Origin of the sequence: Pseudomonas sp. WOUb67, assembly GCF_050058005.1 — a bacterium.
Taxonomy (GTDB): domain Bacteria; phylum Pseudomonadota; class Gammaproteobacteria; order Pseudomonadales; family Pseudomonadaceae; genus Aquipseudomonas; species Aquipseudomonas putida_R.
Window position 1 is genome coordinate 5,512,536 of sequence record NZ_CP170112.1, and the last position, 24,919, is coordinate 5,537,454.

The 24,919-nt window shown below is 62.9% G+C and carries 19 protein-coding genes and 4 tRNA genes; all 23 read right to left on the reverse strand.

The annotated features are described in order from the left end of the window. Nucleotides 1–63: 63 nt before the first annotated feature. The 23 genes from ABOC32_RS24345 to leuB all read right to left on the reverse strand — a co-directional run bounded on the left by ABOC32_RS24345 (nucleotide 64) and on the right by leuB (nucleotide 24,892). A complete protein-coding gene (locus tag ABOC32_RS24345; RefSeq protein WP_426809193.1) occupies nucleotides 64–882 on the reverse strand; it encodes a DUF2242 domain-containing protein in 819 nt (272 codons plus the stop codon). Between the two features lie 199 nt (nucleotides 883–1,081). Continuing rightward, nucleotides 1,082–1,158: transfer RNA gene (locus ABOC32_RS24350), tRNA-Asp, on the reverse strand. 141 nt (nucleotides 1,159–1,299) lie between these two features. Further along, a tRNA-Asp gene (locus ABOC32_RS24355) sits at nucleotides 1,300–1,376 on the reverse strand. Nucleotides 1,377–1,476: 100 nt separating this feature from the next. Continuing rightward, nucleotides 1,477–1,553 (reverse strand) — tRNA-Asp (locus ABOC32_RS24360). Between the two features lie 65 nt (nucleotides 1,554–1,618). Then, a tRNA-Val gene (locus ABOC32_RS24365) sits at nucleotides 1,619–1,694 on the reverse strand. Nucleotides 1,695–1,933: 239 nt separating this feature from the next. Then, nucleotides 1,934–2,707, reverse strand: coding sequence for an SDR family oxidoreductase (locus ABOC32_RS24370; protein WP_043200439.1), 774 nt, complete (start codon nucleotides 2,705–2,707; stop codon nucleotides 1,934–1,936). Next, the gene (locus tag ABOC32_RS24375; protein WP_426809194.1) at nucleotides 2,704–3,915 is read right to left on the reverse strand and encodes an O-succinylhomoserine sulfhydrylase; all 1,212 of its coding nucleotides are present in this window, start codon (nucleotides 3,913–3,915) and stop codon (nucleotides 2,704–2,706) included. The genes ABOC32_RS24370 and ABOC32_RS24375 overlap by 4 nt, the downstream gene beginning before the upstream one ends. A 16-nt stretch (nucleotides 3,916–3,931) precedes the next feature. Continuing rightward, nucleotides 3,932–5,437, reverse strand: a complete 1,506-nt coding sequence (gene purF, locus ABOC32_RS24380) for an amidophosphoribosyltransferase (protein WP_426809195.1) — start codon at nucleotides 5,435–5,437, stop codon at nucleotides 3,932–3,934. 42 nt (nucleotides 5,438–5,479) lie between these two features. Next, nucleotides 5,480–6,037, reverse strand: a complete 558-nt coding sequence (locus tag ABOC32_RS24385; RefSeq protein WP_086976206.1) for a CvpA family protein — start codon at nucleotides 6,035–6,037, stop codon at nucleotides 5,480–5,482. A gap of 179 nt (nucleotides 6,038–6,216) precedes the next feature. Further along, nucleotides 6,217–6,882 (reverse strand): SPOR domain-containing protein, encoded by a 666-nt coding sequence (locus ABOC32_RS24390; RefSeq protein WP_426809196.1) that lies wholly within the window; start codon nucleotides 6,880–6,882, stop codon nucleotides 6,217–6,219. Continuing rightward, nucleotides 6,866–8,173 carry a bifunctional tetrahydrofolate synthase/dihydrofolate synthase gene (gene folC, locus ABOC32_RS24395; RefSeq protein ID WP_426809197.1) on the reverse strand — a complete coding sequence of 436 codons (1,308 nt, stop codon included), beginning with the start codon at nucleotides 8,171–8,173 and terminating at the stop codon, nucleotides 6,866–6,868. Before folC ends, ABOC32_RS24390 begins: the two co-directional genes overlap by 17 nt. Next, a complete protein-coding gene (gene accD / locus ABOC32_RS24400) occupies nucleotides 8,173–9,066 on the reverse strand; it encodes an acetyl-CoA carboxylase, carboxyltransferase subunit beta (RefSeq protein WP_009686024.1) in 894 nt (297 codons plus the stop codon). The genes folC and accD overlap by 1 nt, the downstream gene beginning before the upstream one ends. Before the next feature lie 216 nt (nucleotides 9,067–9,282). Further along, nucleotides 9,283–9,903: a phosphoribosylanthranilate isomerase gene (locus tag ABOC32_RS24405; protein ID WP_426809198.1), complete on the reverse strand. Its 621-nt coding sequence runs from the start codon at nucleotides 9,901–9,903 to the stop codon at nucleotides 9,283–9,285. 61 nt (nucleotides 9,904–9,964) lie between these two features. After that, nucleotides 9,965–10,825 carry a tRNA pseudouridine(38-40) synthase TruA gene (gene truA / locus ABOC32_RS24410; RefSeq protein WP_426809199.1) on the reverse strand — a complete coding sequence of 287 codons (861 nt, stop codon included), beginning with the start codon at nucleotides 10,823–10,825 and terminating at the stop codon, nucleotides 9,965–9,967. Between the two features lie 194 nt (nucleotides 10,826–11,019). After that, the gene (locus ABOC32_RS24415; RefSeq protein ID WP_426809200.1) at nucleotides 11,020–13,773 is read right to left on the reverse strand and encodes a FimV/HubP family polar landmark protein; all 2,754 of its coding nucleotides are present in this window, start codon (nucleotides 13,771–13,773) and stop codon (nucleotides 11,020–11,022) included. Nucleotides 13,774–13,844: 71 nt separating this feature from the next. Next, nucleotides 13,845–14,849 (reverse strand): aspartate-semialdehyde dehydrogenase, encoded by a 1,005-nt coding sequence (locus tag ABOC32_RS24420; RefSeq protein ID WP_426809201.1) that lies wholly within the window; start codon nucleotides 14,847–14,849, stop codon nucleotides 13,845–13,847. A 260-nt stretch (nucleotides 14,850–15,109) separates the two neighbouring features. Further along, the gene (locus ABOC32_RS24425) at nucleotides 15,110–16,582 is read right to left on the reverse strand and encodes a surface lipoprotein assembly modifier (RefSeq protein ID WP_426809202.1); all 1,473 of its coding nucleotides are present in this window, start codon (nucleotides 16,580–16,582) and stop codon (nucleotides 15,110–15,112) included. 92 nt (nucleotides 16,583–16,674) lie between these two features. Beyond that, the gene (locus tag ABOC32_RS24430; RefSeq protein WP_426809203.1) at nucleotides 16,675–17,433 is read right to left on the reverse strand and encodes a Slam-dependent surface lipoprotein; all 759 of its coding nucleotides are present in this window, start codon (nucleotides 17,431–17,433) and stop codon (nucleotides 16,675–16,677) included. 86 nt (nucleotides 17,434–17,519) lie between these two features. Next, nucleotides 17,520–20,648: a TonB-dependent receptor domain-containing protein gene (locus tag ABOC32_RS24435; RefSeq protein WP_426809204.1), complete on the reverse strand. Its 3,129-nt coding sequence runs from the start codon at nucleotides 20,646–20,648 to the stop codon at nucleotides 17,520–17,522. Between the two features lie 109 nt (nucleotides 20,649–20,757). Beyond that, complete coding sequence (locus ABOC32_RS24440) at nucleotides 20,758–21,756, reverse strand: FecR family protein (protein WP_426809205.1); 999 nt, start codon at nucleotides 21,754–21,756, stop codon at nucleotides 20,758–20,760. A gap of 65 nt (nucleotides 21,757–21,821) precedes the next feature. After that, a complete protein-coding gene (locus ABOC32_RS24445; RefSeq protein ID WP_426809206.1) occupies nucleotides 21,822–22,313 on the reverse strand; it encodes an RNA polymerase sigma factor in 492 nt (163 codons plus the stop codon). A 320-nt stretch (nucleotides 22,314–22,633) separates the two neighbouring features. Beyond that, nucleotides 22,634–23,746, reverse strand: coding sequence for an aspartate-semialdehyde dehydrogenase (gene asd, locus ABOC32_RS24450; protein WP_338746534.1), 1,113 nt, complete (start codon nucleotides 23,744–23,746; stop codon nucleotides 22,634–22,636). A gap of 63 nt (nucleotides 23,747–23,809) precedes the next feature. Next, a complete protein-coding gene (leuB, locus tag ABOC32_RS24455) occupies nucleotides 23,810–24,892 on the reverse strand; it encodes a 3-isopropylmalate dehydrogenase (protein ID WP_063425019.1) in 1,083 nt (360 codons plus the stop codon). Nucleotides 24,893–24,919: the final 27 nt, after the last annotated feature.

The following is a 24,919-nucleotide window of genomic DNA, read 5'->3' on the forward strand; positions in this document are numbered from 1 at the left end:
TGACAGGCGAAATAGCTATTTGCCAGTATCAGGGAAAGCGTCACTGCACGCGTGGGCGACCCATCAGAGTGCCGGCGACGCAGCCTCGGCAGGCGGTGCATCCTGCTGCACCTGAATCGGCGCAGCCTCCGTCGGCGGCGCTACCGGCTGCGAACCCTGGCTGTCATCCACCGCAGGGGCCGCTACCGCCTCACTGGCTGGAGCAACGGCCGCAGGCGCGGGTGCAATTTCAGCGGCAGGCGCGACTGCCGGCGCGGGGGCCACAGGGTTCGCAGCCGCCTGCTCCGGCAACCCTAGGTCAACCGCCGGTTTTTCGACCTTGGGCGCCTCGACCTTGGCCTTGCTGACCTTCTTCGGCTTGGGCAGGTAGCTCTCCACCAGGGCAAAATAGCGGTCATAGAACTGCGCCGCCGTCACCGTTTCGCTGGCCACCTTGACCATCGAGTCGTCGCTCGAGCCGATGGGCATCGATACCGAACCCAGCACGCCCACGCCCAAACTGGCGGAGGTGTTGGACTTTTTCAGCGCATAGCGGTCCTGCAGGGCGTTGGCGAACATGGTCGAGCGCTGTTCGTCGCTCACATCCGGCGCGCAGGTGACGTTGAAGCTGATCTGCAGGTGGTTCTCGCTGTTCTGCTGGAAACTCTTGTTACCCACCACCTGGTTGGCGCCGCTGTTGGTGATGATGTAGCCCTGGCTGAGCAAGGCACGCCGGGCGGCCTCGCAAGAGCCGGCATCGCTCACCGGAAAGCTGCGCGAGAAGGTACCCGAGTCATCGAAGTTCTCGTGCTCGTACACGGCGGTTTTCTTCGAGGAACAACCGGCCACCCCCGCCAGCACCAGGGCCAGCCCGAGCGCACCAAAGACGGAAGATCTGGTCATTGCGAATTCCGGGTAAGTCAGGAAGGTGCCTATTGTGCAACACAGCAGGCAGGCACAGGAACCACTGGTCGGTGAAGAGTCTGTCAGGTTGGTGTAAATCTGGGTAAAGGCGGGCGTTTCCAGCCGTGGAAACAAAAAAAGCGACCCGAAGGTCGCTTTTTTCGTGCTTCAAGGCGTTCAAGGGGCCTTGAGGCGAAGATGGCGCAGCGGACGGGACTCGAACCCGCGACCCCCGGCGTGACAGGCCGGTATTCTAACCGACTGAACTACCGCTGCGTATCATTCAGGCTTGCGCCCGATTGAAACCTGGGTCTACCCTTCCGGCGCAATGGCCTCAGGGCAGGCACAAAAAAATCGACAACAGGATCGCTTCTCTTGTGTTTGCTTCAAGGTGTTCTAGGGACCTTGAAACGAAGATGGCGCAGCGGACGGGACTCGAACCCGCGACCCCCGGCGTGACAGGCCGGTATTCTAACCGACTGAACTACCGCTGCGTATCGTTCAGGCTTGCACCTGATTGAAACTGGGATCAGCCAAAGGCAATTTGCCTTGTGGCTTCAGACCGGTGCATGGCACCCATCTGTTACTGAAAAATGGCGCAGCGGACGGGACTCGAACCCGCGACCCCCGGCGTGACAGGCCGGTATTCTAACCGACTGAACTACCGCTGCGCAGTGCGCTCCTCTCTGGCTGTCGGCTTCTTGCGAAACCTTTGCACCAGGAACTTCTCAGGAAGTGGTGGGTGATGACGGGATCGAACCGCCGACCCTCTGCTTGTAAGGCAGATGCTCTCCCGGCTGAGCTAATCACCCTCGCGATGTTGCTTGTTGCGTTTGCTTCTCTGAGGCCGCGAAATTTACGCAGGTGGCGAAGCTAAGTCAATAGCCCCATTGAATTTTTTTCAAAAAAGGCAGAAATGGTGTGATTACCTGTGCAGGCCCTTTCGCGGGTAAACCCGCTCCCACAGGTACTGCGCAGGCCTTGAGAACTACGCAGTACCTGTGGGAGCGGGTTTACCCGCGAAAGGGCCTGCACAGGCAATACAAAATGCTCAGGTATAGATCATCTTGCGGGTCATGCCGCCATCGACCACAAACTCCTGGCCGGTGACAAACGCCGCCTGGCGCGACAACAGCCAGGCAACCATCGCCGCCACATCTTCCACGGTGCCTACCCTGCCCGTCGGGTGCTGAGCATGGTCGGCCTCGGTCAACGGCTCGGCACGGCGCTGCGACGGGTCACGGGCATCGATCCAGCCCGGGCTCACCGCATTGACGCGAATCTCCGGGCCCAGGCTCATGGCCAGGGCATGGGTCAAGGCCACCAGGCCGCCCTTGCTCGCCGCATAGGCCTCTGTGTCGGGCTCGGACTGCCGCGCCCGGGTAGAGGTGAGGTTGACGATCGCCCCGTTGTGCGCACGCAGGTACGGCGCACAATGCTTGGCCAGCAGCATCGGGCCATTGAGGTTAACCGCCAACACCCGGTTCCACTGCGCCAGGCTCAGGCTTTCCAGCGTCTGGTTGTGCGGGTTGGCGATGGCCGCATTGCACACCAGCGCGTCCAGCCGACCGAATTGCCCGAGCACTTCGGACACCCCGGCAATGACCTGGGCCTCGTCGGCAACGTCCATGGTGATGAACCAGGCGTTGTCGCCCAAGGCCTTGGCCACTTTGCCGCCACGCTGACGGTCCAGGTCGCTCAACACCACCTGCCAGCCTTCACAGATCAGCCATGCGGCAATGCCCAGGCCGATGCCGCGCGCAGCACCGGTAACCAAGGCTACCCGGCCGTTCTGGCCCGGGGTACTGCCGCGGATTTCGATCACAGTGCGGCCAGCCCGCGTGCAAGGTCGGCCTGCAGGTCAGCCACGTCTTCCAGGCCCACGGCAACGCGGATCAGGCTGTCGCGGATACCGGCGGCTTCACGCTCCTGCGCGGACAGGCGACCGTGGGAGGTGGTGGCCGGGTGGGCGATGGTGGTCTTGCTGTCACCCAGGTTGGTGGTGATGGAAATCACCCGGGTGGCGTCGATGAAGCGCCAGGCGCCCTCTTTGCCGCCCTTGACCTCGAAGCTGACCACCGCACCAAAGCCACTCATCTGGCGCTTGGCCAGTTCGTGCTGCGGGTGGCTGGGCAGGCCGGCGTAATGCACCTTCTCCACGCCGTCCTGCTGCTCCAGCCATTCGGCCAGCGCCTGGGCGCTTTCGCAGTGCGCACGCATGCGCAGGCGCAAGGTTTCCAGGCCCTTGGTGAAGATCCAGGCATTGAACGGGCTGAGCGTCGGGCCTGCGGTACGCAGGAAGCCCACCACTTCTTTCATCTGTTCGGCACGGCCGGCAACCACGCCCCCCATGCAACGGCCCTGGCCGTCGATGAACTTGGTGGCCGAGTGGAACACGATGTCGGCACCCAGCTTCAGTGGCTGCTGCAGCGCCGGGGTGCTGAAGCAGTTGTCCACCACCAGCATGGCACCACGGGCATGGGCGATTTCACTGAGTGCGGTGATATCGACCAGTTCGGCCAGCGGGTTGGACGGCGACTCGACGATCAGCAGCCTGGTGTTGGCCTTGATGGCCCTCTCCCAGCCGCCGAGGTCGACCAGTGGCACGTAGTCCACCTGCACGCCAAAGCGCTTGAAGTACTTCTCGAACAGGCTGATGGTCGAGCCGAACACGCTCTGCGACACCAGCACATGGTCACCGGCGCTGCACAACGACATCACCACGGCCAGAATGGCTGCCATGCCGGTGGAGGTGCCCACGGCCTGCTCGGCGCCTTCCATGGCCGCCAGGCGCTCCTCGAAGGCACGCACCGACGGGTTGGTGTAACGCGAATAGACGTTGCCCGGCGTTTCACCGGCAAAGCGCGCGGCCGCGTCGGCGGCCGTGCGGAACACGTAGCTGGAGGTCAGGAACAGCGCTTCGCTGTGCTCGCCCTCGGGTGTACGGTGCTGACCGGCGCGCACCGCCAGGGTGTCGAAACCGACACCCTCGAGGTCGCTGTCCAGTCGCCCGGCATCCCATTGATCCGTCATGCCGTCGCTCCCTGAATCAGTTGTTGTAGAGGTCGATGATCGCGCTGACGGCCTGGTTCTTGACCTTGGCCAGGTCATTACGCGCCTGCTCGATACGCTCGAGGTAGGCTTCGTCGATATCACCGGTGACGTACTCACCGTTGAATACCGCGCAATCGAAGTGGTCGATCTTGATCTTGCCACCCCCGACCGATTCGATCAGGTCCGGCAGGTCCTGATAGATCAGCCAGTCGGCGCCAATCAACTCGGCCACTTGATCGGTGGTACGGTTGTGGGCGATCAGTTCGTGAACACTCGGCATGTCGATGCCGTAGACGTTGGGGTAGCGTACTGCAGGGGCTGCGGAGCAGAAGTAGACATTCTTGGCACCGGCTTCGCGGGCCATCTGGATGATCTGCTTGCAGGTGGTGCCGCGCACGATCGAGTCGTCCACCAGCATCACGTTCTTGCCGCGGAACTCCAGCTCGATGGCGTTGAGCTTCTGGCGTACCGATTTCTTGCGCGCGGCCTGGCCGGGCATGATGAAGGTACGGCCGATGTAGCGGTTCTTGACGAAGCCTTCGCGGAACTTGACGCCCAGGCGGTTGGCCAGCTCCAGCGCGGCAGTGCGGCTGGTGTCCGGGATCGGAATGACCACGTCGATGTCATGCTCCGGGCGTTCGCGCATGATCTTGTCGGCCAGTTTCTCACCCATGCGCAGACGGGCCTTGTACACCGAAATACCGTCGATGATCGAGTCCGGGCGCGCCAGGTAGACGTGCTCGAAGATGCACGGTTGCAGTTTCGGCGCTTCGGCGCACTGCTTGGTGAACAGCTGGCCTTCTTCGGTGATGTACACCGCTTCGCCCGGCGCCAGGTCGCGGATCAGGGTGAAGCCGAGCACGTCCAGGGCCACGCTTTCCGAGGCGATCATGTATTCGACGCCTTCGTCGGTGTGACGCTGGCCGAACACCACCGGGCGGATGCCGTGGGGGTCGCGGAAACCGACGATACCGTAGCCGGTGACCATCGCCACGACGGCGTAACCGCCGACACAGCGGCTGTGCACGTGGGAAACGGCAGCGAACACGTCTTCTTCGGTCGGCTGCAGCTTGCCGCGCACCGCCAGCTCATGGGCGAACACGTTCAGCAGCACTTCCGAGTCGGAGTTGGTGTTGACGTGGCGCAGGTCGGACTCGTAGATCTCCTTGGCCAACTGCTCGACGTTGGTCAGGTTGCCGTTGTGGGCCAGGGTGATGCCGTACGGCGAGTTGACGTAGAACGGCTGGGCCTCGGCCGAGGTCGAGCTGCCCGCAGTCGGGTAGCGCACGTGGCCAATGCCCATGCTGCCCACCAGGCGCTGCATGTGGCGCTGCTGGAAGACGTCGCGCACCAGGCCATTATCCTTGCGCAGGAACAACCGGCCGTCATGGCTGGTCACGATACCGGCAGCGTCCTGGCCGCGGTGCTGGAGGACCGTAAGCGCGTCATACAGCGCCTGATTGACGTTCGACTTACCGACGATACCGACGATGCCACACATGCGACGCAACCCCTACTTTGACGAAACTTGAGTGAAAAGCGCTCAGGGCTTTGCGGGCCCGAGCAACTGTTCCTTGAACGGCAGATCAGCCGGAGCGCTGATCAGCCCACTGGGCGACCACTGGCCGGTGAAACCCAGAATCAGGTTTTTCGACCAGTCGGCGACCAAGAGAAATTGTGGTATCAGGCGTGATTCCTGCCACCAGGTGTCTTGTTGAACCGGCCCCAGGCTGATCAGGCCTATGGCCACCACTACCAGCAAGGCCCCGCGCGCGGCGCCGAAGGCCATGCCCAGGAAACGATCGGTACCGGACAGCCCGGTCACACGGATCAGCTCGCCGACAAGGAAGTTGACCATGGCCCCCACCAGCAGGGTGGCGACGAAAAGAATGGCGCAGCCGGCGATGACGCGCATCGATGGCGTCTGGATATAGCTTTCAAGATACACCGAGAGCGAACCGCCGAACATCCAGGCAACCGCACCGGCAATGATCCAGATGAGCAAGGACAAGGCTTCCTTGACGAAGCCGCGCTTGAGACTGATCAGTGTGGAGACGGCGATGATCGCGATGATCGCCCAATCAACCAAGGTAAATGCCACGGTGCTGCCTGCAGACGTTTGAGGCGGCGCATTTTATCAGAGCGCAGGGCTGGGAGTAAGCGGAATGTCGGGGGATTAGTGTTAAGCCATTCGCGGGCCAGCCCGCTCCCACAGGGACTGCGCAACGGCATGGGTTACGCTACAACCTGTGGGAGCGGGCTTGCCCGCGAATGGCTTTGTCAACTGCGCTCTGGCTGGAACCGCACCACAAAGCCCTTGAGGCTGTTCTGGCGATTGATGGCGTCGCGCGTGCGCTCGGCCTCGGCCCGCTCGATCAGCGGCCCGACATACACCCGGTTCATCCCGCCCGCCGCGCGGATATAGGCGTTGTAGCCCTGGCTGCGCAGGGTTTGCTGGAGCTTTTCGGCGCCTGCACGGTTGGACAGGCTGGCCAACTGGATGGACCAGCTGACAGGCAAGCCATTGACGTCGATCTTCGAGGGGGCAGCTGGCTTGGCCACTGCTGTGGCAGGTGCCGGGGTGGCCGCCGGCTTCGGCTCGACCTTCGGTGCCGGGGCCTGCGGTTTGGCCGGCTGAGCCTGCGCCTGGGTCTGCGGTGATGGCGTGATCGGCTGGCTGGGCGTAGCGGCTGGCGCAGTGGACTCGTCGATTACCACCGGTGGCTGCTGCGGCTCCTCCGGAATGACCTGCGGTTCCGGCACGGCGACCGGGTCCACTTTCACTTCCGGCAGGCTTGGCATGGCCGGTGCCTGCGGGGCTTCGACGTGCACTTGGCGCATCTCGTCCTCGCGGGTAAACAGCATCGGCAGGAAAATCACCGCCAGCGCTACCAGCACCAGCGCACCGACCATGCGCTGTTTCATCCCTTTATCCAGCACTGCCATCTACTCCACCCTCCTGGGTGTGCCGCTCCAGCCATTCCAGCGCCTGGGCAACACAGAAAAACGAACCGAACAGCAGGATCTGATCATCCGCCGTCGCCTGCGCACATTGCCCTTCGAGGGCGGCGTCGACGCTGACATAAGACTTCACCGCAGCACCGAGGTTCGTCAAGGCCGTGGCCAGTTCCGCAGCCGGGCGGCTGCGCGGGGTATCCAGCGGCGCCACGGCCCAGTCGTCGACCAGGCCCTGCAGTGGCGCGACAACGCCGTCCAGGTCCTTGTCGGCGAGCAGGCCGAACACCACCAGGCGGCGCCCCTTGAGCAGACGGGCCGCCAGGCGCCGGGCCAGGTACTCCGCCGCATGGGGGTTGTGCCCCACATCCAGCAGCAGTTCCACCGGCTTGCCCTGCCAGTTCAGCAGCCGGCGATCGAGGCGGCCGGTGATGCGGGTCGCCAGCAATGCCTGGCGCACCTGCGCGGCATCCCATGGCAGCCCCATCAGCAGGTAAGCCTGCAGGGCCAGCGTGGCGTTTTCCATGGGCAGGTCAAGCAAAGGCAGGTCACGCAGCCCTACCTGCGCACCATCAGCTGCGGTACCGCGCCAGCTCCAGCTGCCATCAGCAATGGCCAGATCGAAGTCACGACCACGCAGGAACAGCGGCGCAGCCAGTTCGGCAGCCTTGTCCAGCAGTGGCTGTGGCGGGTCCAGGTCACCGCACAGGGCCGGTTTGCCCGCGCGGAAGATGCCGGCCTTCTCGAAGGCCACAAGCTCGCGGGTATCGCCCAGGTAATCGACATGGTCGACGCCGATACTGGTCACCAGGGCCAGGTCGGCATCCACCACGTTCACGGTGTCCAGGCGGCCACCAAGGCCCACTTCCAGTACCACGGCATCCAGTTGCGACTGGTAGAACAACCAGAACGCAGCCAGTGTGCCCATCTCGAAGTAGGTCAGGGAAATGTCGCCCCTCGCCGCCTCGACGGCGGCGAAGGCTTCGCACAGGCGCTCATCGCTGGCCTCTTGGCCATCGATCACTACCCGTTCGTTGTAACGCAACAGGTGCGGCGAGCTGTAAACGCCGACCTTCAGCCCCTGGGCGCGCAGCAACGAGGCCACGAAGGCGCAGGTCGAGCCCTTGCCGTTGGTGCCGGTTACCGTCACCACGCGTGGCGCCAGCTTGCCCAGCGCCAGCCGGGCAAGCACCTTCTGCGACCGCTCCAGGCCCATGTCGATGGCCGAGGGGTGCAACTGCTCGAGGTAGGCGAGCCATTCGCCCAGGGATCGTTGTTTCATCACGCGACGGCAGCCGCCTCACGCGCTTGCTCCGGGGTTTCCTGGCCGGTCATCTGCGCCAGCAGGCGGGCCAGACGCGGGCGCAGTTCGCCACGGGAGATGATCAGGTCGATAGCACCGTGCTCCAGCAGGAACTCGCTGCGCTGGAAGCCTTCTGGCAGTTTCTCGCGTACGGTCTGCTCGATCACACGTGGGCCGGCGAAGCCGATCAGGGCCTTTGGCTCACCGACGATGACGTCGCCAAGCATCGCCAGGCTGGCGGACACGCCGCCGTACACCGGGTCGGTCAGTACCGAGATGAACGGGATGCCTTCTTCGCGCAGGCGCGCCAGCACCGCCGAGGTCTTGGCCATCTGCATCAGCGAGATCAGCGCTTCCTGCATGCGCGCACCGCCCGAAGCGGAGAAGCAGACCATCGGGCAGCGGTGTTCCAGGGCGTAGTTGGCCGCGCGCACGAAGCGCTCGCCGACGATGGCACCCATGGAGCCGCCCATGAACGAGAATTCGAAGGCGCTGACCACGATCGGCATGCCCATCAGGGTGCCGCTCATGGAGATCAGCGCGTCTTTTTCGCCGGTCTGCTTCTGGGCACCGGTCAGGCGGTCCTTGTACTTCTTGCCGTCACGGAACTTCAGGCGGTCGACCGGTTCCAGGTCGGCACCCAGTTCGGCACGGCCTTCGGCGTCGAGGAAGATATCAATGCGCGCACGTGCGCCGATGCGCATGTGGTGGTTGCACTTGGGGCAGACATCCAGGGTTTTTTCCAGCTCCGGACGATACAGCACGGCCTCGCAGGACGGGCACTTGTGCCACAGGCCCTCAGGCACCGAGCTCTTCTTCACCTCGGAACGCATGATCGAAGGGATCAGTTTGTCGACTAACCAGTTGCTCATGCTTTCTTTCTCCAGTATTGGCAGGCGGGGGGCGGCGTCACCGGCCCTGCCCTGCCCTTGAGCTCAAAATCTTTGATGAAACAATGATGGACCGGCCGCCGGGGCTTCCAGCGTGCCACTCCACCGCTAATGTGTTGATGTGCCGCCACCGGCGGCTGCCCCGCAGGGCTGCGAAAGCTATGGACGATGGCGCGCAGCCAGCCGTCACATCTGCCATCACGCCTGTTTCACCGCCTGCATGAAGGCCTCGATTTTCGCCGCGTCCTTGATGCCCTTGGCCTGCTCGACACCGCCGCTGACATCCACCGCGTAAGGCCGTACCTGGGCAATGGCCCGGCCGACATTATCGGCCGACAGCCCGCCCGCCAGGATGATGGGCTTGCTCAAGCGTGCCGGCACCAGTGACCAGTCGAACGCCTCACCGGTTCCCCCGGGCACGCCCGCCACGTAGGTGTCCAGCAGAATGCCGCGGGCCCCTGCGTAAAGCTGGCAGGCCGCCTCCAGGTCGTCGCCCGGGCGCACACGCAGGGCCTTGATCCAGGGGCGGTGATAGCCTTCGCAGTCTTGCGGGGTTTCATCGCCGTGGAACTGTAGCAGGTCCAGCGGAACCACTTCGAGGATCTCGTTCAGCTCGCACCGCGAGGCGTTGACGAACAGCCCGACCGTGGTCACGAACGGTGGCAACTCGGCAATGATCGCCCGCGCCTGGCGTACGTCCACGGCCCGCGGGCTTTTGGCATAGAAGACAAAGCCGATGGCATCGGCACCCGCTTCGGCAGCGGCCAGTGCGTCTTCGATACGGGTAATCCCGCAGATCTTGCTGCGAACATTGCTCATGGACAGCGAACCCTGATTGTTACGGTGAAAGGCCGGATGTTAGCAAATGGCTTTTCGTCCGTCAGTCTGCCAACGCTTCGTAGCCGGTCAAAAAGTGTGGGCCGATGTAACGCTGGGGCAGCACATATTCCTCGGGGTACTCCACCTTGACCAGGTAAAGCCCGTACGGATGGGCGGTGACCCCGGCTTCGCGGCGGTTGCGCCCTTCCAGCACTTCACGCGCCCAGGTGACCGGGCGCTCGCCGGCGCCGATGGCTGTCAGCACACCGACAATGTTACGCACCATGTGGTGCAGGAAGGCGGTGGCGCGCACGTCCAGCACGATCATCTGACCATGGCGGGTAACGCGCAGGTGGTAGATGTGCTTGATCGGCGACTTGGCCTGGCACTGGCTGGCACGGAAAGCGCTGAAGTCGTGGGTACCCAGCAGGAACTGCGCCGCTTCGGCCATGCGCTCGACATCCAGCGGGCGATGGTTCCAGGTCACTTCCTCGGCCAGGTGTGCCGGACGGATCGGGTCGTTGTAGATGACGTAGCGGTAGCGCCGGGCACACGCCTTGAAGCGGGCATGGAAGTCGGCGGGCATCGGCCGCGACCAGACCACGCTGATGTCGTGCGGGAGGTTGAAGTTGGTGCCCAGGGTCCAGGCGCGCTCGTCGCGTACGGCGCGGGTATCGAAATGCACGATCTGCCCGCAGCCATGCACGCCGGCATCGGTACGACCGGCGCAGATTACCGAAATCGGTTCGTTGGCGACCTTGGACAATGCTTGCTCCAGCGCTTGCTGGACGCTGGGCACTCCACTGGCCTGACGCTGCCAGCCGCGATAGCGGGCGCCCTTGTATTCCACGCCCAAGGCGATTCGGGAGTAGCCTTCGGCCGCGGATTCGGCGGCAGCGGTGTCGATGATGTCCAAGCGCATGAAACCTGTGGGGTGTACGGAATGGCGGGGATTATAACGACAACGGCAGCCGTGTAGGGCTGCCGTTGGATGTGTGTCGCGCTTACGGGCCTCTTCGCGGGTGAACCCGCTCCCACAGGGCCATCACAGCATCTGAAATCTGTGAAGCACCTGTGGGAGCGGGTTTACCCGCGAAGAGGCCGGGCCAAACAACCTCAGACCAGGCGAGAGAGCATGTCCTCGGCTTCCTGGCGCTGGGTGTCGTCGCCGTCCTTGACCACTTCATCAAGGATGTCGCGCGCGCCCTGGTTGTCGCCCATGTCGATGTAGGCGCGGGCCAGGTCGAGCTTGGTGGCCACTTCGTCACTGCCGGAGAAGAAGTCGAAGTCCAGGTCGTCCAAAGGCTCGGGCTCAGGCTGCGCAACCGCGTCCTCGCTGGTGAAGTGTGGCTCCAGCGAGGGCGATTCGAGGCTCTGCGACAACTTGTCCAGCTCGGCGTTGACGTCGTCCAGCTCCGAGGCAAAGCTCTTGGCGGCCGGCGAATCGTCGTCCAGCGACAGCGACAGGTCGAAGTCCGACGGCATGTCGAACTCGGACACCGGGTCAAACGCCGGCACGCTGTCGAAGGCAGCCAGTTCGGCGGCGATGTCCACCGGGGCCTCTTCCACTGCTTCCGGGGCGGCCGGGGCAACCGGCTCAGTGACATCGAGGTCGAAATCGGACAGGTCCACGGCAGGCTGTGGCTCTGCCTGGGCCAGCATGGCTTCGAAATCAGCGTCGGCGTCGGCTTGCAGTTCGGCATCCACGGCAAACGGCTGTTCGTCTGGCTGAACCGCTTCCAGCTCAGGCTCATCCAGCACAGGCTCGGCAATTACCAGCTCGTCGGGGACAGGTTCCTGTGCCGCCGGCTCATCCAGCAGCGGCGCTGCCAGCGGGTCTTCTTCCGGCAGGTCTTCACCCAGGCTCAGGTCAAAGTCACTGTCCAGGTCCTGCTCATCCAGGCCCGGTGCATCAAGGGTCGGCACTTCGTCGAAGGCATCCAGCTCGGCTTCAGGCTCTGCTTGCGCCACAACCTCTGGCTCAGCGTCTACCTGTGGCTCGAACTCAGGCACCTCGTCAGGCACCACATCGGCAACCACCGGCGCCTCAGGCTCGTCGTGCAACAGCTCCTGCACGTACTGCTCATCCATTTCGGCAGCCAGTGCCGCCGCACCCAGGCCGGCAGCGGCCAGGCCAAGCATGGCCGGGTAACGCTCTTTCAGGTCGGCAACCTGGGCAATGTTCTGCTCGCTGGCCGGCAGCTTGCGCTCCTGCTCGGCGAACGCGCTCTGGTCACCTTGGCGGGCGTAGGTGTCCATCAGTTTCAGGCGCAGGTCGTCTCGCTCCGGCGCGGCGGCCACGGCGGGCTCCAGCAGTTCGGTGGCGCGGTTCAGGCGGCCCTCGGCCAGGCATTGATCGACTTCCGCCAGCAGTGCGGCGTGCGGGTCGGCGTATGGCTCAGGCTCGGGCTCTGCCTCGGCGGCTGGTGCAGCCACTTTTTCCGCAGCGACAGCCGCAGCAGCCGAAGCTGCGACCACAGCGGGCGACAGGGTCACGCTCGGCTCCGAAACTTCGACGCCGTCGAGGCTCTCGGTATCGGTGTCGAAACCTGGGGCTTGCTCTTCTTCCAGCGCCCGCGCCATGCGCAGGTGCTTCTCAGCTTCTTGCTGGGCTTTGCGCTTGCGCGCCAGCAGCCACAGCAGCAGCGCCAGCACCAAGATGCTGGAGCCGGCAATCAGCCAAAGCAGCCACGGATTACCCAGGATCTGGTCGAGTGCACTGTTCGGCTGGGTGGCTGGCGCAGGCGTGGCGCCAGGTACGGGTTGGGGCGCGGTATCAACGGCGGCGGGTGCAGGCTTGACCGCCGGCTCGGCTGCCGCTGCCGGCTGGGCCGGTGAAGCGGCAGCGGCAGCCGAAGCGGCTGCACCCTGGCCTTCAAGACGGGCCAACTGGTCGTTCTTCAGCTCGATCAGACGCTGCAGCTTGTCCAGCTGGCTCTGCAGGTCGGTCATGCGGCTTTTCAGTTCGTCGTTGTCGCGACGGCTGGTGTCCAGGCTTTCCTGGGCCACGGCCAGCTTGTCGTTGAGTGCCTTGGCCTGGCCGGCACCGGCCTGGTTACCCGGGCTGACCAGGCGCAGGTTGTCACCCTGGGCGATACGCGCCGGGGCGGCTTCAGCGGCGCCACGGCGGGTAGCGTCGAGCTGGCGGGCACGCGGGCCCAGGCGGCGGCCTTCACGCCAGGCGGCATACTGTTCGGCCACCTCGCTGTTTGCCTCGCCCTGCGCAATGCTCTGGACCTGCTGCTGATCGGGCAGGCGCAGTACCTGGCCAACCTTCAGCTGGTTGATGTTGTTGCCGATGAAGGCGTCCGGGTTAAGCGCCTGGATCGCGATCATGGTCTGCTGGATCGAGCCACCCTGGGTGTTGCGCGCAGCAATCTGCCACAGGGTGTCGCGGCGCTGGGTGGTGTAGTTGCTGGCACCGGTTACCGCCGGCGCGACATTGCCCGCCGCCGGCTTGTCACCCTGGGCCTTGGCCTGGTCGAGCAGCACGCTGTAGTCGCGCAGCAGGCGGCCCTGTGGCCACATCACCTGGACCAGGAACTTGACCACTGGCCCCGGCAGCGGCTGGCTGGAGGTAACCCGCAGCACGCTCTTGCCGTTGGGGTTGATCACCGGTGTGAAGGTCAGGTCTTCGAGGTAGGTCGGAAACGCCACCCCGGCCTTGCTGAACTCTTCCGGCGGCGCCAGGCTCGGCGCCACTTCGGCGGCTTTGAGGTCGCGCACGTCGAGCAATTCGATCTCGGCGTCCAGCGGCTGATTCTGTGCCGACTTCAGGGTCAGCTCCCCCAGGCCCAGCGCATTCGCCATGCCAGACGACAGCGCTGATGCTGCAGCCATGGCCAGAACCAGTTTGCGAATTCGAAGCATGACCTCTTCCCTTGTATGAATCGTCCCGAAACCTGCAAGCAGAGCAGGACAAAAGTGCTCGCCAGTATCTTTTACGGCATCTGTTTAATCAACAATTGTGCCACTTGCACGGCATTGAGCGCGGCGCCTTTGCGCACGTTGTCGGTGGTCAGCCAGAGGTTGAGCTGCTGGTCTTCATCAACACCGTGACGTACACGACCAACATAGACCACGTCTTGGCCCACTGCGTCACCGACCGGGGTCGGATAATCGTCACGTTCTACCAACTCGACGCTGTCGGCTGCCTCCAGTGCCTGGTTGACCGCTTCCAGGTCGACCGGGCGACGGCTCTGCACGGCCACACTGAAGCTATCGCCGAAAAACACCGGGACTTGAACGCAGCTCACGGAAATCTTCAATTCAGGCATGCCCAGCAGCACGCGCAACTCGCTGACCAGGCGGCGCTCCGGCGCCGTATGGCCCTGCTCATCGGCGGCCCCCACCTGGGCCAGCAGGTTGAATGCCACCTGGCGGTCGAAGAAGCGTGGCTCCAGCGGCCTGGCATTGAGCAGCTCGGCCGTTTGCCGGGCCAGTTCGCTGACGGCTTCGCGGCCTTGCGCGGACACCGCCAGCGCCGCCATCACCTGCACACGCTCGATGTCCAGCAGGCCCTTCAGCGGTGCCAACGCGACCGCCAGGGCCACGGCAGCCGAGCACGGGCTGACAATGCGTGCCGGCAATGCCAGGCCGGCCAGGCGCTCTGCGTTGGCTTCAGGCACCAGGGGCAGGGCATCGTCCAGGCCACCAGACAGGTCGATGACCGTGCAACCCGCCTGCAGCGCCTTGCTGGCAAAGCTGCGGCTGACTGCGGCGCCTGTGGCGAAGAAGGCCAGCTTGACCTGGGCAAAGTCGAAGCTGTCGACCTCACGCACCTTGAGCTTCTTGCCGGCGAACATCACGCTGCTGCCTGCCGACTCCATGCTGGCCAGCAGGTGCAATGTGCCGACCGGGAACGCCAGTTCTTCGAGCACCTGTACCAGGGTTTCACCGACGCTGCCGGTGGCGCCGACGACGGCGATATCGAATGTAGGGTTCATGATGCGGGCTGCCTCAGGCGAAACGGGAGCGGCACTTTACTCGCATTGCCCGGGCGAGGCCAACGCTGCTTGTGGCCCTCGGGATAACTGCCGCGCTCAACGGCGCAGGCCTGCACAGCCCACTGTGGGAGCGGGCATGCCCGCGAAGCTGGCGACGCGGTGGATGGCACCGGCTTCGCCGGTGTTCGCGGCGGTTCGGCGCTCCGACACGCCCGCTCCCACAGAGGATCACGCAGGGCTTCTGAGATTGTGTAGCCCCCTCAGAACTGTTTTTCCAGCTTGAGGCTGACGCTGTTGCGCTCCCAGCTGTACAGCCAGTCGACGTTGCTGTTCACCTTGTTGTACTTGAAGGTCAGGCTGGGTACCAGGTCATGGAAGGCCAGGCGCGGTGCGCGCACGATGAAGGTATAGCCTTGCTCTTCTTCATGACGCCGGTCGTCGAGCAAGGCGCTGTAGGCGTCGTACTGGCGGGTGCGCCAGGAGGCGAACAGCACACTGCTCAGGCCGATGTCGAAGTCCTTGGCCACGCCCACCCGCAGGCCCCGCTGGAAGTAAGCCTCGGTCGCATCGCGGGTGTTGCGGTCGGTGAGGTCGAAACCGCCGAACAGCACCCATTGCTGCGGCAGGGCTTGCCACAGGGTGGCGTACACCGAGGCGGCGCTGCCGTCATAGGTGTCCGCGGCCTGGCGGCGGTAGGCCATGTCCTTGTATTCGCCTTCCAGCTTGAGCATGCGGGTGGCCGAAAGGTTGTGCATCCATTCACCGCGCAGGCCCCAGGCCGAGTACATCGGGTCGCTGCCGATGCGGTTGTATTCGAACTGTGGGCCCAGGCTGTACTGGTTGCGCCCGTCCTGATAGCTGTAGCCGGTGTTACCGATAAAGGTGTCTTCGTTGTACCTGGCCTCTTTGTCGTAGGCCTGCCCATAGGCCAGTGCCCGGGCAAACACGCCATGGTGGCCGGACAGCGCAACGCGCTTGTTCAAGGTGGCTTCGTAGTCGATGCCCTGCGCCGACACCGCCTTGGGCAGCTTGCGTTCGACCAGGTACACGCCGTCGCTGGTTTCCAACTGGTAGTGGGTGGTGCTTTCCGAGGACTGGTTGAGGTTGTCGTTCCAGGTCGGGCCGACGGCCAGCGAACCCTGCCAGCTTTCGCGGTGGTCCAGCGCCTCGATGAAGCTGTCGACGGTATTGCCCAGGCCCTGGTTACGCGCATCGGCCGGGCCGAGGCTCTGGCTGATCTGGCGGAAAGCGTCAGTGGATTCGCGATCCTTGCGGTTTTCGAACAGTACCCGGGCCAGTTCCAGCTGGCCGGGGAGAAAGTCGCCCTGCAGCGCCAGCAATGTGCGGTAGTGCGCCTCGGCCTGGTCCAGGTCGCCGCGCGAGCGCGCCAGTGCGCCATCGGCGTAGGCCAGCAGCATCGGGTCGTGGCCTGCCAGCGCAACGTAGCGGGCGCGGAAGGCGGTCACGTCGGCCCATTGCTGGCGCTGCACCGAGACATAGAGCGCACGGCCGAGGTCGTTGAGGTTGTTCTCTACCCGATACGTCTGGCCATCGATGACCAGCGTGGTGCCGGCGATTTCGTCCTTGAGCAGCTCGCGCTCCTGGCGGTTGGCGCGATATTCGATGCTCTGGTTCAGGCGCAGGTTGGTGTCCTGGTCGGCCAAAGCGGTGATGGGGAAGGAAAGCGGGAGGGACAGCAACAAGAGGTAACGCAGGCGTGAAGGCTGGGGCATTGCTCGGCTCTCGGGGTGCCTTGAAATAGCTGCAAGCAGGGCTGCGTGACAACCCTGCTTGCACTTAACTGACCAGCATCAAGCGGGTCGGCTTACTTCTTCACACCACCGAACGCGGTGTCGTAGTTGCGGTTATCGAACTTGGCGATGCCGGCCAGGGAGGCAGTGGCGCCGGCGCCGAAGAAGCTACCTTGGGTAGTACCCGCCGACAGCTGCGCGTTGTTGCTCGGGTTCACGGCCTTGGAGGTACCCGAGAAGGATGCATTCGTTTTGTTGATGGTGGCATCCACAGTGACTCTCAGCGCGCTATTGCCGACGTAGCCCGTGAGTTTCGGCGCAGCAGCACCAAAGGTTGCCGTCATGTCACCCGACATCAGGTTGGCACCGGAGTAGTTGCTGATGCCCTGGACTGCATAGGCAACATTGGTGGTCGGCAGCACGCGCCCGGCGGTGTCGCCCGAGTAGTAGACGACACGGGTCGGGTCATTGTTGGTACCGTTCTGCGACCATTCGCCAAAGTAGACTTGCTGGGTGGAAACCTGCTTGAAGTCGAAGTTGCCGAGGGCGGAGTGCGATGCCGGCATCATTGCCGGGGTAATGGTGGTTACACCATTGGCGTCAGCAGCCACCATGCCCTTGAGGCCGCTGAAGCCAACTTTTGCACCGCCGTAGAAAGCCGTCACACCCACGGCTGGCGCACCCGCTTCACCAGGGTGATTGGTGGAGTTGCCTTGGGAGCCACCTACTACGATGGAGCCCGCATAGCTCTGCCCCGAGGATACGTCAGCCTGCGCAACGCCAGCCAGGCCCAGAAGTGCAACTGCAAGTACGGAAACATTGAACGCTTTCATTTCATAATCCATTGATAAGTTAATAGTATCCAACACACAAGCACGTCCGACATTCGGCGCATTCACCCGTCCATAGTCATTCCACCTTAGAAGTTTGCAGTCAAACCGATTTTCAACGTTCGCCCCGGCGCGGGCATGGCCGAACGCGTCAAGGGATCCAGGTAATAAAGATTGCTCAGGTTGGTACCGACCAACTCGACACTTACATCGTCCGTCACTTTGTAATTGACATACGCGTCGTAGGTCACAATGTCATCCCACGACAACGGCGTATTGAGGTAATACGAGACCATGGGATTGCCGCTGTAATTGCTATGGAATTTGCTGTCGTGCCCTTTGTAGTAAATGACACGCCCACCGACCTCCAGACGACGGTCGAAGAAACGCGCTCCCAAGCCAAGATTGGCAGACCATTCAGGCATGGCCATGCCCACTAGATAACCCCCGAGGAACCCATCATCCACGCAATTGGCGATGCCGCCGTTAGCATCCAGCTGCATGGCCGAGTTTTCATCGCACACTTTATTTTTAAGCACATGCGCCACGCTCACGTCGGTAAAGAAACCGCCATTGTCGTACCGGCCTTGTAATTCGATACCTGCCGTCGTCTGTTTCTCAACATTGGAGAACACCAGCTGCGGGCTGCGCTCGATGACGTTATCCGTGGTGTTGTGATAGTAGGTAAGCTTGACATCCGCTTGCTCACTGCCTAGCCAACCGCTGAGGTTGTGAATGTAAGCCACTTCGTAGTTATGTGCATGTTCCGGCTCCAGTTGCCAAGGCGTCAGTGACGCAGAGAAGCCAACGGTACTTTCAAACATGCTCGGATAACGAATCGCTTCGCTGTAACGTAAATAGAACCGGCCATTCTCCGAGGTAAAGAAAGTCGCCGAGAGATTAGGTACCCAGCCTTGATCCCTGCGGTGCTTGGCCGAGGTGTCGACCGTTTGGTTGACCAGATTGCCCTCGTTGTCGACGTAGCCCGGTGAACCGTCATAGAACGTGGCGGTGCATCCCTCTATATCGCCAGCCGCTGCGGCTGCGATACACGGGTTGTTACTGCGCTGATATCGCCCTTTTCCGTCATGCGCCCAGTCTGCCGTGTGCTGGGTCGTTACTGAGCGCGGTGTATTGAGTTCCGTCGCTTCAATGTCTGCCTGAATCTGCTCCTCGGTATAACCAAACATCTCCCATACCCATTGGTTGCCCGCGATGTTCTCGTCCACGGCCGCACGCCACTCTGCATCCGACAATTGCCTGCTCGTGGAGTACGTGACCTGTTTACCGGTCTGCACGTACTGGGTAGTCACACCCGTATCACGCTGCCGCTTACTGAGAAAATCGTCGAACGACCAATACGAGGAATAACGACCACCCGCCGTAAAGCGCGCAAACGAAACCGGCTGCCAGTCAAAGTTGAAGTTGTACTCCTGCTCCTCACGTCGACCTGCCCTTGGAAACAGTCGCGTTGCCCCGAACGTGCTCGGGTCTAACATGCTGTCACCCGAACTCAGTTTTTCATGCTGGTAGCTGCCACCCAGGGTCAGATCAAGACTGTCCAGCAGCTTGAGCTTGTTGCTGACCGTGAGCCCTGCACGGTCATGCTTGGCATTGGCCACGGCCGTGTTGCGAAACTCGCGGTTCTGCATCGTGGTTTCATTGGGCACGCCACCCGAGCTGTAGGTATCGCTAACGGTTCGCGTCATCCACAGGTTGGAATAGAAGTCGACCCAGCGGTTGTCATCGGGATTAAGCTTGTACTCGACGTTATAGGCCTTGCTGTCCACATGGCTCAGCGGCCACTGCGGCACGCCGTAGGTAGCGGCATCGTAAGTACTGCCCGGGGTGAAGAATGAAATGCGCGAGGGCAGGATCTCGCCATACAACGAGTCGGTGGCGCGGTAGCCAAACTCCAGGCTCTGGCCTTCGTCGATCTTCCAGGTGGCCTTGGCCAGCCACGATTCCATCTTGCTGGAACTGTTGGGCACCTCGTCGCCGGGCTTGTAGATGCGCGCCAGGTTGGGCACGCAGTCCCACTTGCCATCCACCAGTTCGCCACTGGAGTAATAACTGCTCTTTTGCTTGCCCGCGTAGTGGTTGCCTTTTTCCCGATAGGCATAGGCGCCCATCAGGTCGAATTGCTCCTGGCGCGTCCCCAGCGCCAGCCGGTAAGCCTTGTCGTCGCTCGACAACAGGTCGTTGCTGCTACTGGTGCGCGGGTGTTTGTAAAGCGACGGGTCGTAGTACGAATTGATCGGGATGTACTGGTAATCCGCACCGGGCATCTGCCCGGTCATCAAGGTAGGCAGCTTCGGTGAGACCGAGTTGTTGCTGCCCTCGATCTTGAACTCGCCGCCGAACGCTTCGCCTTCCTTGAGGATGTCATCGACGCTCAGGGTATTGGCCACCACCGCACCACCGACGCCGCTGTAGACGTTGCGCTCCAGGTTCGGCCCCTTGATCACCTTGATCGAACCGATCAGGTTGGGGTCGATGTAGTTGCGGTTGTTGGCCCCCATATAGCCGCGGTACACCGTCAGCGCCTGCTCGGTGCCGTCGATGGTCAGCGGCACCCGCCCAGGGCCCTGAATGCCCCGTACGTTCGGGTCCAGTGCACCGCTGTTGCGGGCGTCGCCGCTGTAAACGTTGAGCATGCCCTTGAACACGTCGGCGGGGGCGGCGCCCTTGTAGCGCTCGATCTGCTCCTTGCCGGCGTAGACGGTGGAAATGTCCTGGTCGTAGATGTCGCTGTAGCCCTTCTCGTCCCTCGAGCGGCTGTCACGCTGGCTGTACACGTAGGTCGGGTGCAGGTCATCGGTGCCGGCGCTGGTGGCCGATTGCAGGTGGATTACCGGGCGGTCGGGCCCGCCACTCAGGCTGAAGCTGATTGGCAAGCCGCTCAGCAATTGCTTGAGCGCACCCTCCAGAGAGAAACGGCCCTGCACCGGGTTGGCGTACAGGCCATTGAAGGCATCGCCGGTGAGGTAAAGCTCGGCGCCCGCCTGGCGCGCCAGCTGCAACATGGCATCTTCAAGTGCCCCGCCCTTCACATCGAACTGATGGTACTGGCCGGCCTGTGCGGCGGCAGCCGGGTCGCTGGCGGCCATGGCAGGCATTACCGGCGTGGCGCCGCAGCAGGCCAACAGTGCCAGCTGAATGCCCAGGCTCAGCTTTCCACGTTGAGGGGCAAAACGCCCTGAAGCTCCCTTTGACATCGTTTCCAAGCACCCTAGCTAAAGACAAATAAGAGTTATTTGCATTCAGTAACGTGCGAAGCTGGAAAACGCAGTAGAGCGATATGATCTATTAATCAGTTTTTTTAGATCAGTAAATCAGCAGTACGCCGGGAAGCTCCAGTACCCGGGCATGTGCTTGCCTGGCCAATTGCTTGAGGGCGTCATCAATGTGGTCGGTGCGTGCCACGGCAGTCACCGGCAGGCGTCGCAGCGCTTCACCGCGCACCAGGGTCAACCCAGTGCGATAACGGCCCAACTGCTCGACCGCCTGGGCCAGGGTCTGCTGGCGCAACACCACCCTGCCCTCCTGCCAACTGGCCAGCTCCTCGGGGGATTGCTCCAGTGGTTTGAGCCCGGCATGGGGGCCGAAGTACAGGCTGTCACCTTGCTGCAACACGGCAGATGCCGACGCATCGTCCAGGCCATGGGAAACCAGGTTGATTTCGACGCTGTGCTGAAGCACGCCTACCCAACCGGATCGGTCATCCTTGTCGACCGCGACCAGGTAGCGAGTGCCACGGGCGGTGATGTTTGCCCCTGGCGTGCTGACCGTGAAGGGTCGTGGCTCCGCTTCGCCCACCGGTGAAGGGCTGAAGACTGCCTCACCGTGCTTGAGCCGCACCGTACGGCGCTGGCCGTCATACGCGACGCTGAGAATGCTGCGGCTGCCGAGTACAAGCTGGCTACCATCGCCCAACGTGACATGGCGCACTTCGCCGTAGCCGGTCTGGTAATCGGCGCCCAGGCCCTGCACCCAGAATGGCGGCGCCATCCACAACCAGCAGGCCATCGCCAATCCGCCGAGAGCGCCACCACTGGCCCAGGGCCTTTGCCAAAGGGGCTGTAGCCAGCCCAGCGGCCCGCCGGCGCGGGCTGGGCGCGGAGGCCGCACATAGCCCTGGCGTAGTGCGGCACTGGCCTGCCAGGCGCGGTCGAGGCGCTGAGCCACGGCAGCATGCCGGGGGTCGGCTTCCAGCCAACGCCGATAGGCCGCTTGCTCGGCGGGGCCGAGGCGACCTTGACGGTGTTTCAAGACCCAATCGGCAGCCTTGCGCTCGATCGGGTCAACAGGTTCTGAGGGGTTCACGGTACGCTGTTGCTGCCTGTTGGTGTTTTTCTGGTAGCCCCGCCAGGTCAGCGCTTGCGCCTGGTCTACTGGTCAGGTTCGAGCCCTCTGCCGATTCGGGCCAATGCGCTGGCCAGGTGTTTTTGTACAGAGCTGGTGGAAATCCGTAAATACTCGGCGGCCTCTTTGTGTGTCATGCCTTCTACCCGGCACAGCAGAAACACGTTACGCGTGCGTTCGGGCAGCAGCTCCAGGCTTGCGTGCAGGCGCTCCAGTTCCAGGGCGCCCAGGGCCTGGTCCTCTGGCGAACTGGCTTCATCGATCAAGCCGTCAAAGATACTGGCCGGCTCGGCCTCGTAGCGCCTGCTTCCATAGCGCCGATGATGGTCGATCATCAGGTTGTGGGCAACGCGGAACAGGTAGGCCGGGGTGGCGAGCAGCCGCTCTACCCCTTCCATCTGCGCCAGCCGCAGGAAGGTTTCCTGGACGATGTCCGACGCCAGGGATGGCGTGCAGTTCTTGCGCAGCAGGTAGCGGTGCAAGGCGGAGGCATGTTCGTTGAAGAGTTGTTCCAGCACGTCAGCACTTTCCTATGCTCAGGCAAACTGGGGAGGCCGATTATAATGAGAATACTTCTCGTTAAGCCAGGCATTTTGCCACTGCTCAGGGGTGCTGTTACAAAACTCGGGAATACGCTGCCGACCCGAACATTTGCATGACATGTCCCGCCCAATCGCCGGCAAGCCAGCTCCCACAGGTACTGCACAGTTCTCCAGGCCTGTGCAGTACCTGTGGGAGCTGGCTTGCCGGCGATTGGGCCAGCGGCATAAGCACAAAACCTTCAGGCAAAAAAAAACCGCGCTGTCGCCAGCGCGGGTTTTTAGTTAAAGCAGAACGATCAACGCTCCAGCAGAATCCGCAGCATGCGGCGCAGCGGTTCGGCAGCGCCCCACAGCAGCTGGTCACCCACGGTGAACGCGCCCAGGTACTGCGAGCCCATGTTCAGCTTGCGCAGGCGGCCTACCGGGATGTTCAGGGTGCCGGTGACCTTGGTTGGGGTCAGTTCCTGCATGCTGATTTCACGCTGGTTAGGCACCAGTTTCACCCAAGGGTTGTGCTGGCTGATCATGCCTTCGATGTCGGCGATCGGCACGTCCTTGTTCAGCTTGATGGTCAGCGCCTGGCTGTGGCAACGCATGGCGCCGATGCGCACGCAGATGCCGTCGACCGGGATCGGGCTCTTGAAGCGGCCGAGGATCTTGTTGGTCTCGGCCTGGGCCTTCCACTCTTCACGGCTCTGGCCGTTCGGCAGTTCCTTGTCGATCCACGGGATCAGGCTGCCCGCCAGTGGCACGCCAAAGTTCTCGGTCGGGAAGGCGTCGCTGCGCATGGCCTCGGCAACCTTGCGGTCGATGTCGAGGATGGCGCTGGCCGGGTTGGCCAGGTCATCGGCAACGGCAGCGTGGGTAGCCCCCATCTGCTTGATCAGCTCACGCATGTTCTGCGCGCCGGCACCCGAGGCTGCCTGGTAGGTCATGGCGCTCATCCACTCGACCAGGCCGGCTTCGAACAGGCCACCCAGGCCCATCAGCATCAGGCTGACGGTGCAGTTGCCGCCGATGTAGTTCTTGGTACCGGCGTCCAGCTGCTGGTCGATGACCTTGCGGTTGACCGGGTCGAGGACGATCACGGCGTCATCCTGCATGCGCAGGGACGAGGCAGCATCGATCCAGTAACCCTGCCAGCCGGCTTCACGCAGCTTGGGGAAGACCTCGTTGGTATAGTCGCCGCCCTGGCAGGTCAGGATAACGTCGAGGGTCTTGAGTTCTTCAATGGAATAAGCGTCCTTGAGCGGCGCTGTATCCTTGCCCACGTTCGGGCCTTGGCCGCCAACGTTGGAAGTAGTGAAGAACACCGGCTCGATAAGGTCGAAATCCTGCTCCTCCAGCATCCGCTGCATGAGCACGGAACCGACCATACCGCGCCAACCGATCAGACCTACACGTTTCATCGCAACTACACCTTTGCTAAAAGTGGGCCGCCACCGGGAATTTTGGGTGGCGGGCCAGAGAGATTACAGATTCCGCAGCGCTGCGACTACTGCGTCGCCCATTTCCTGCGTACCAACTTTACGGCAGCCTTCAGAGAAGATGTCGCCGGTGCGCAGGCCCTGGTCCAGAACCAGGCTCACCGCCTTCTCGATCGCTTCGGCGGCAACCGACTGATTGAAGCTGTAACGCAACATCATCGACACCGACAGGATAGTCGCCAGCGGGTTGGCGATACCAAGGCCGGCGATGTCCGGCGCCGAGCCGTGGCACGGCTCGTACATGCCTTTGTTGTCGGCATCCAGCGACGCAGAAGGCAGCATGCCGATGGAACCGGTCAGCATGGAAGCTTCATCCGACAGAATGTCACCGAACATGTTGTCGGTCACCATCACGTCGAACTGCTTGGGTGCACGTACCAGCTGCATGGCAGCGTTGTCGACGTACATGTGGCTCAGTTCGACATCCGGGTAGTCCTTGGCCACGTCTTCGACCACTTCACGCCACAGCTGGCTGGAGGCCAGGACGTTGGCCTTGTCCACCGAGCACAGTTTCTTGCCACGCACGCGGGCCATGTCGAAGCCGACACGGGCAATGCGACGCACTTCGCTTTCGCTGTACGGCAGGGTGTCATAGGCCTGGCGCTCGCCGCCTTCCAGCTCGCGCTGGCCACGCGGGGCACCGAAGTAGATGCCACCGGTCAGCTCACGGACGATGAGGATGTCCAGGCCCGAAACGATCTCCGGCTTCAGCGACGAGGCATCGGCCAGTTGCGGGTAGAGGATGGCCGGGCGCAGGTTGGCGAACAGGCCCAGTTGCGAACGGATTTTCAGCAGGCCGCGCTCCGGGCGGATGTCACGCTCGATCTTGTCCCACTTCGGGCCGCCCACGGCGCCCAGCAGCACGGCATCGGCCTTGCGCGCACGCTCCAGGGTTTCGTCGGCCAGCGGCACGCCGTGCTTGTCGATGGCGGCGCCACCGATCACGTCGTGTTCCAGGCTGAAGCCGAGCTGGAACTTGTCGTTGGCCAGTTCCAGCACCTTGACCGCTTCGGCCATGATTTCCGGGCCGATACCGTCACCTGGGAGAATCAGAATCTGCTTGCTCATGCTTTCCTCTATCCATTCACGCGGTGC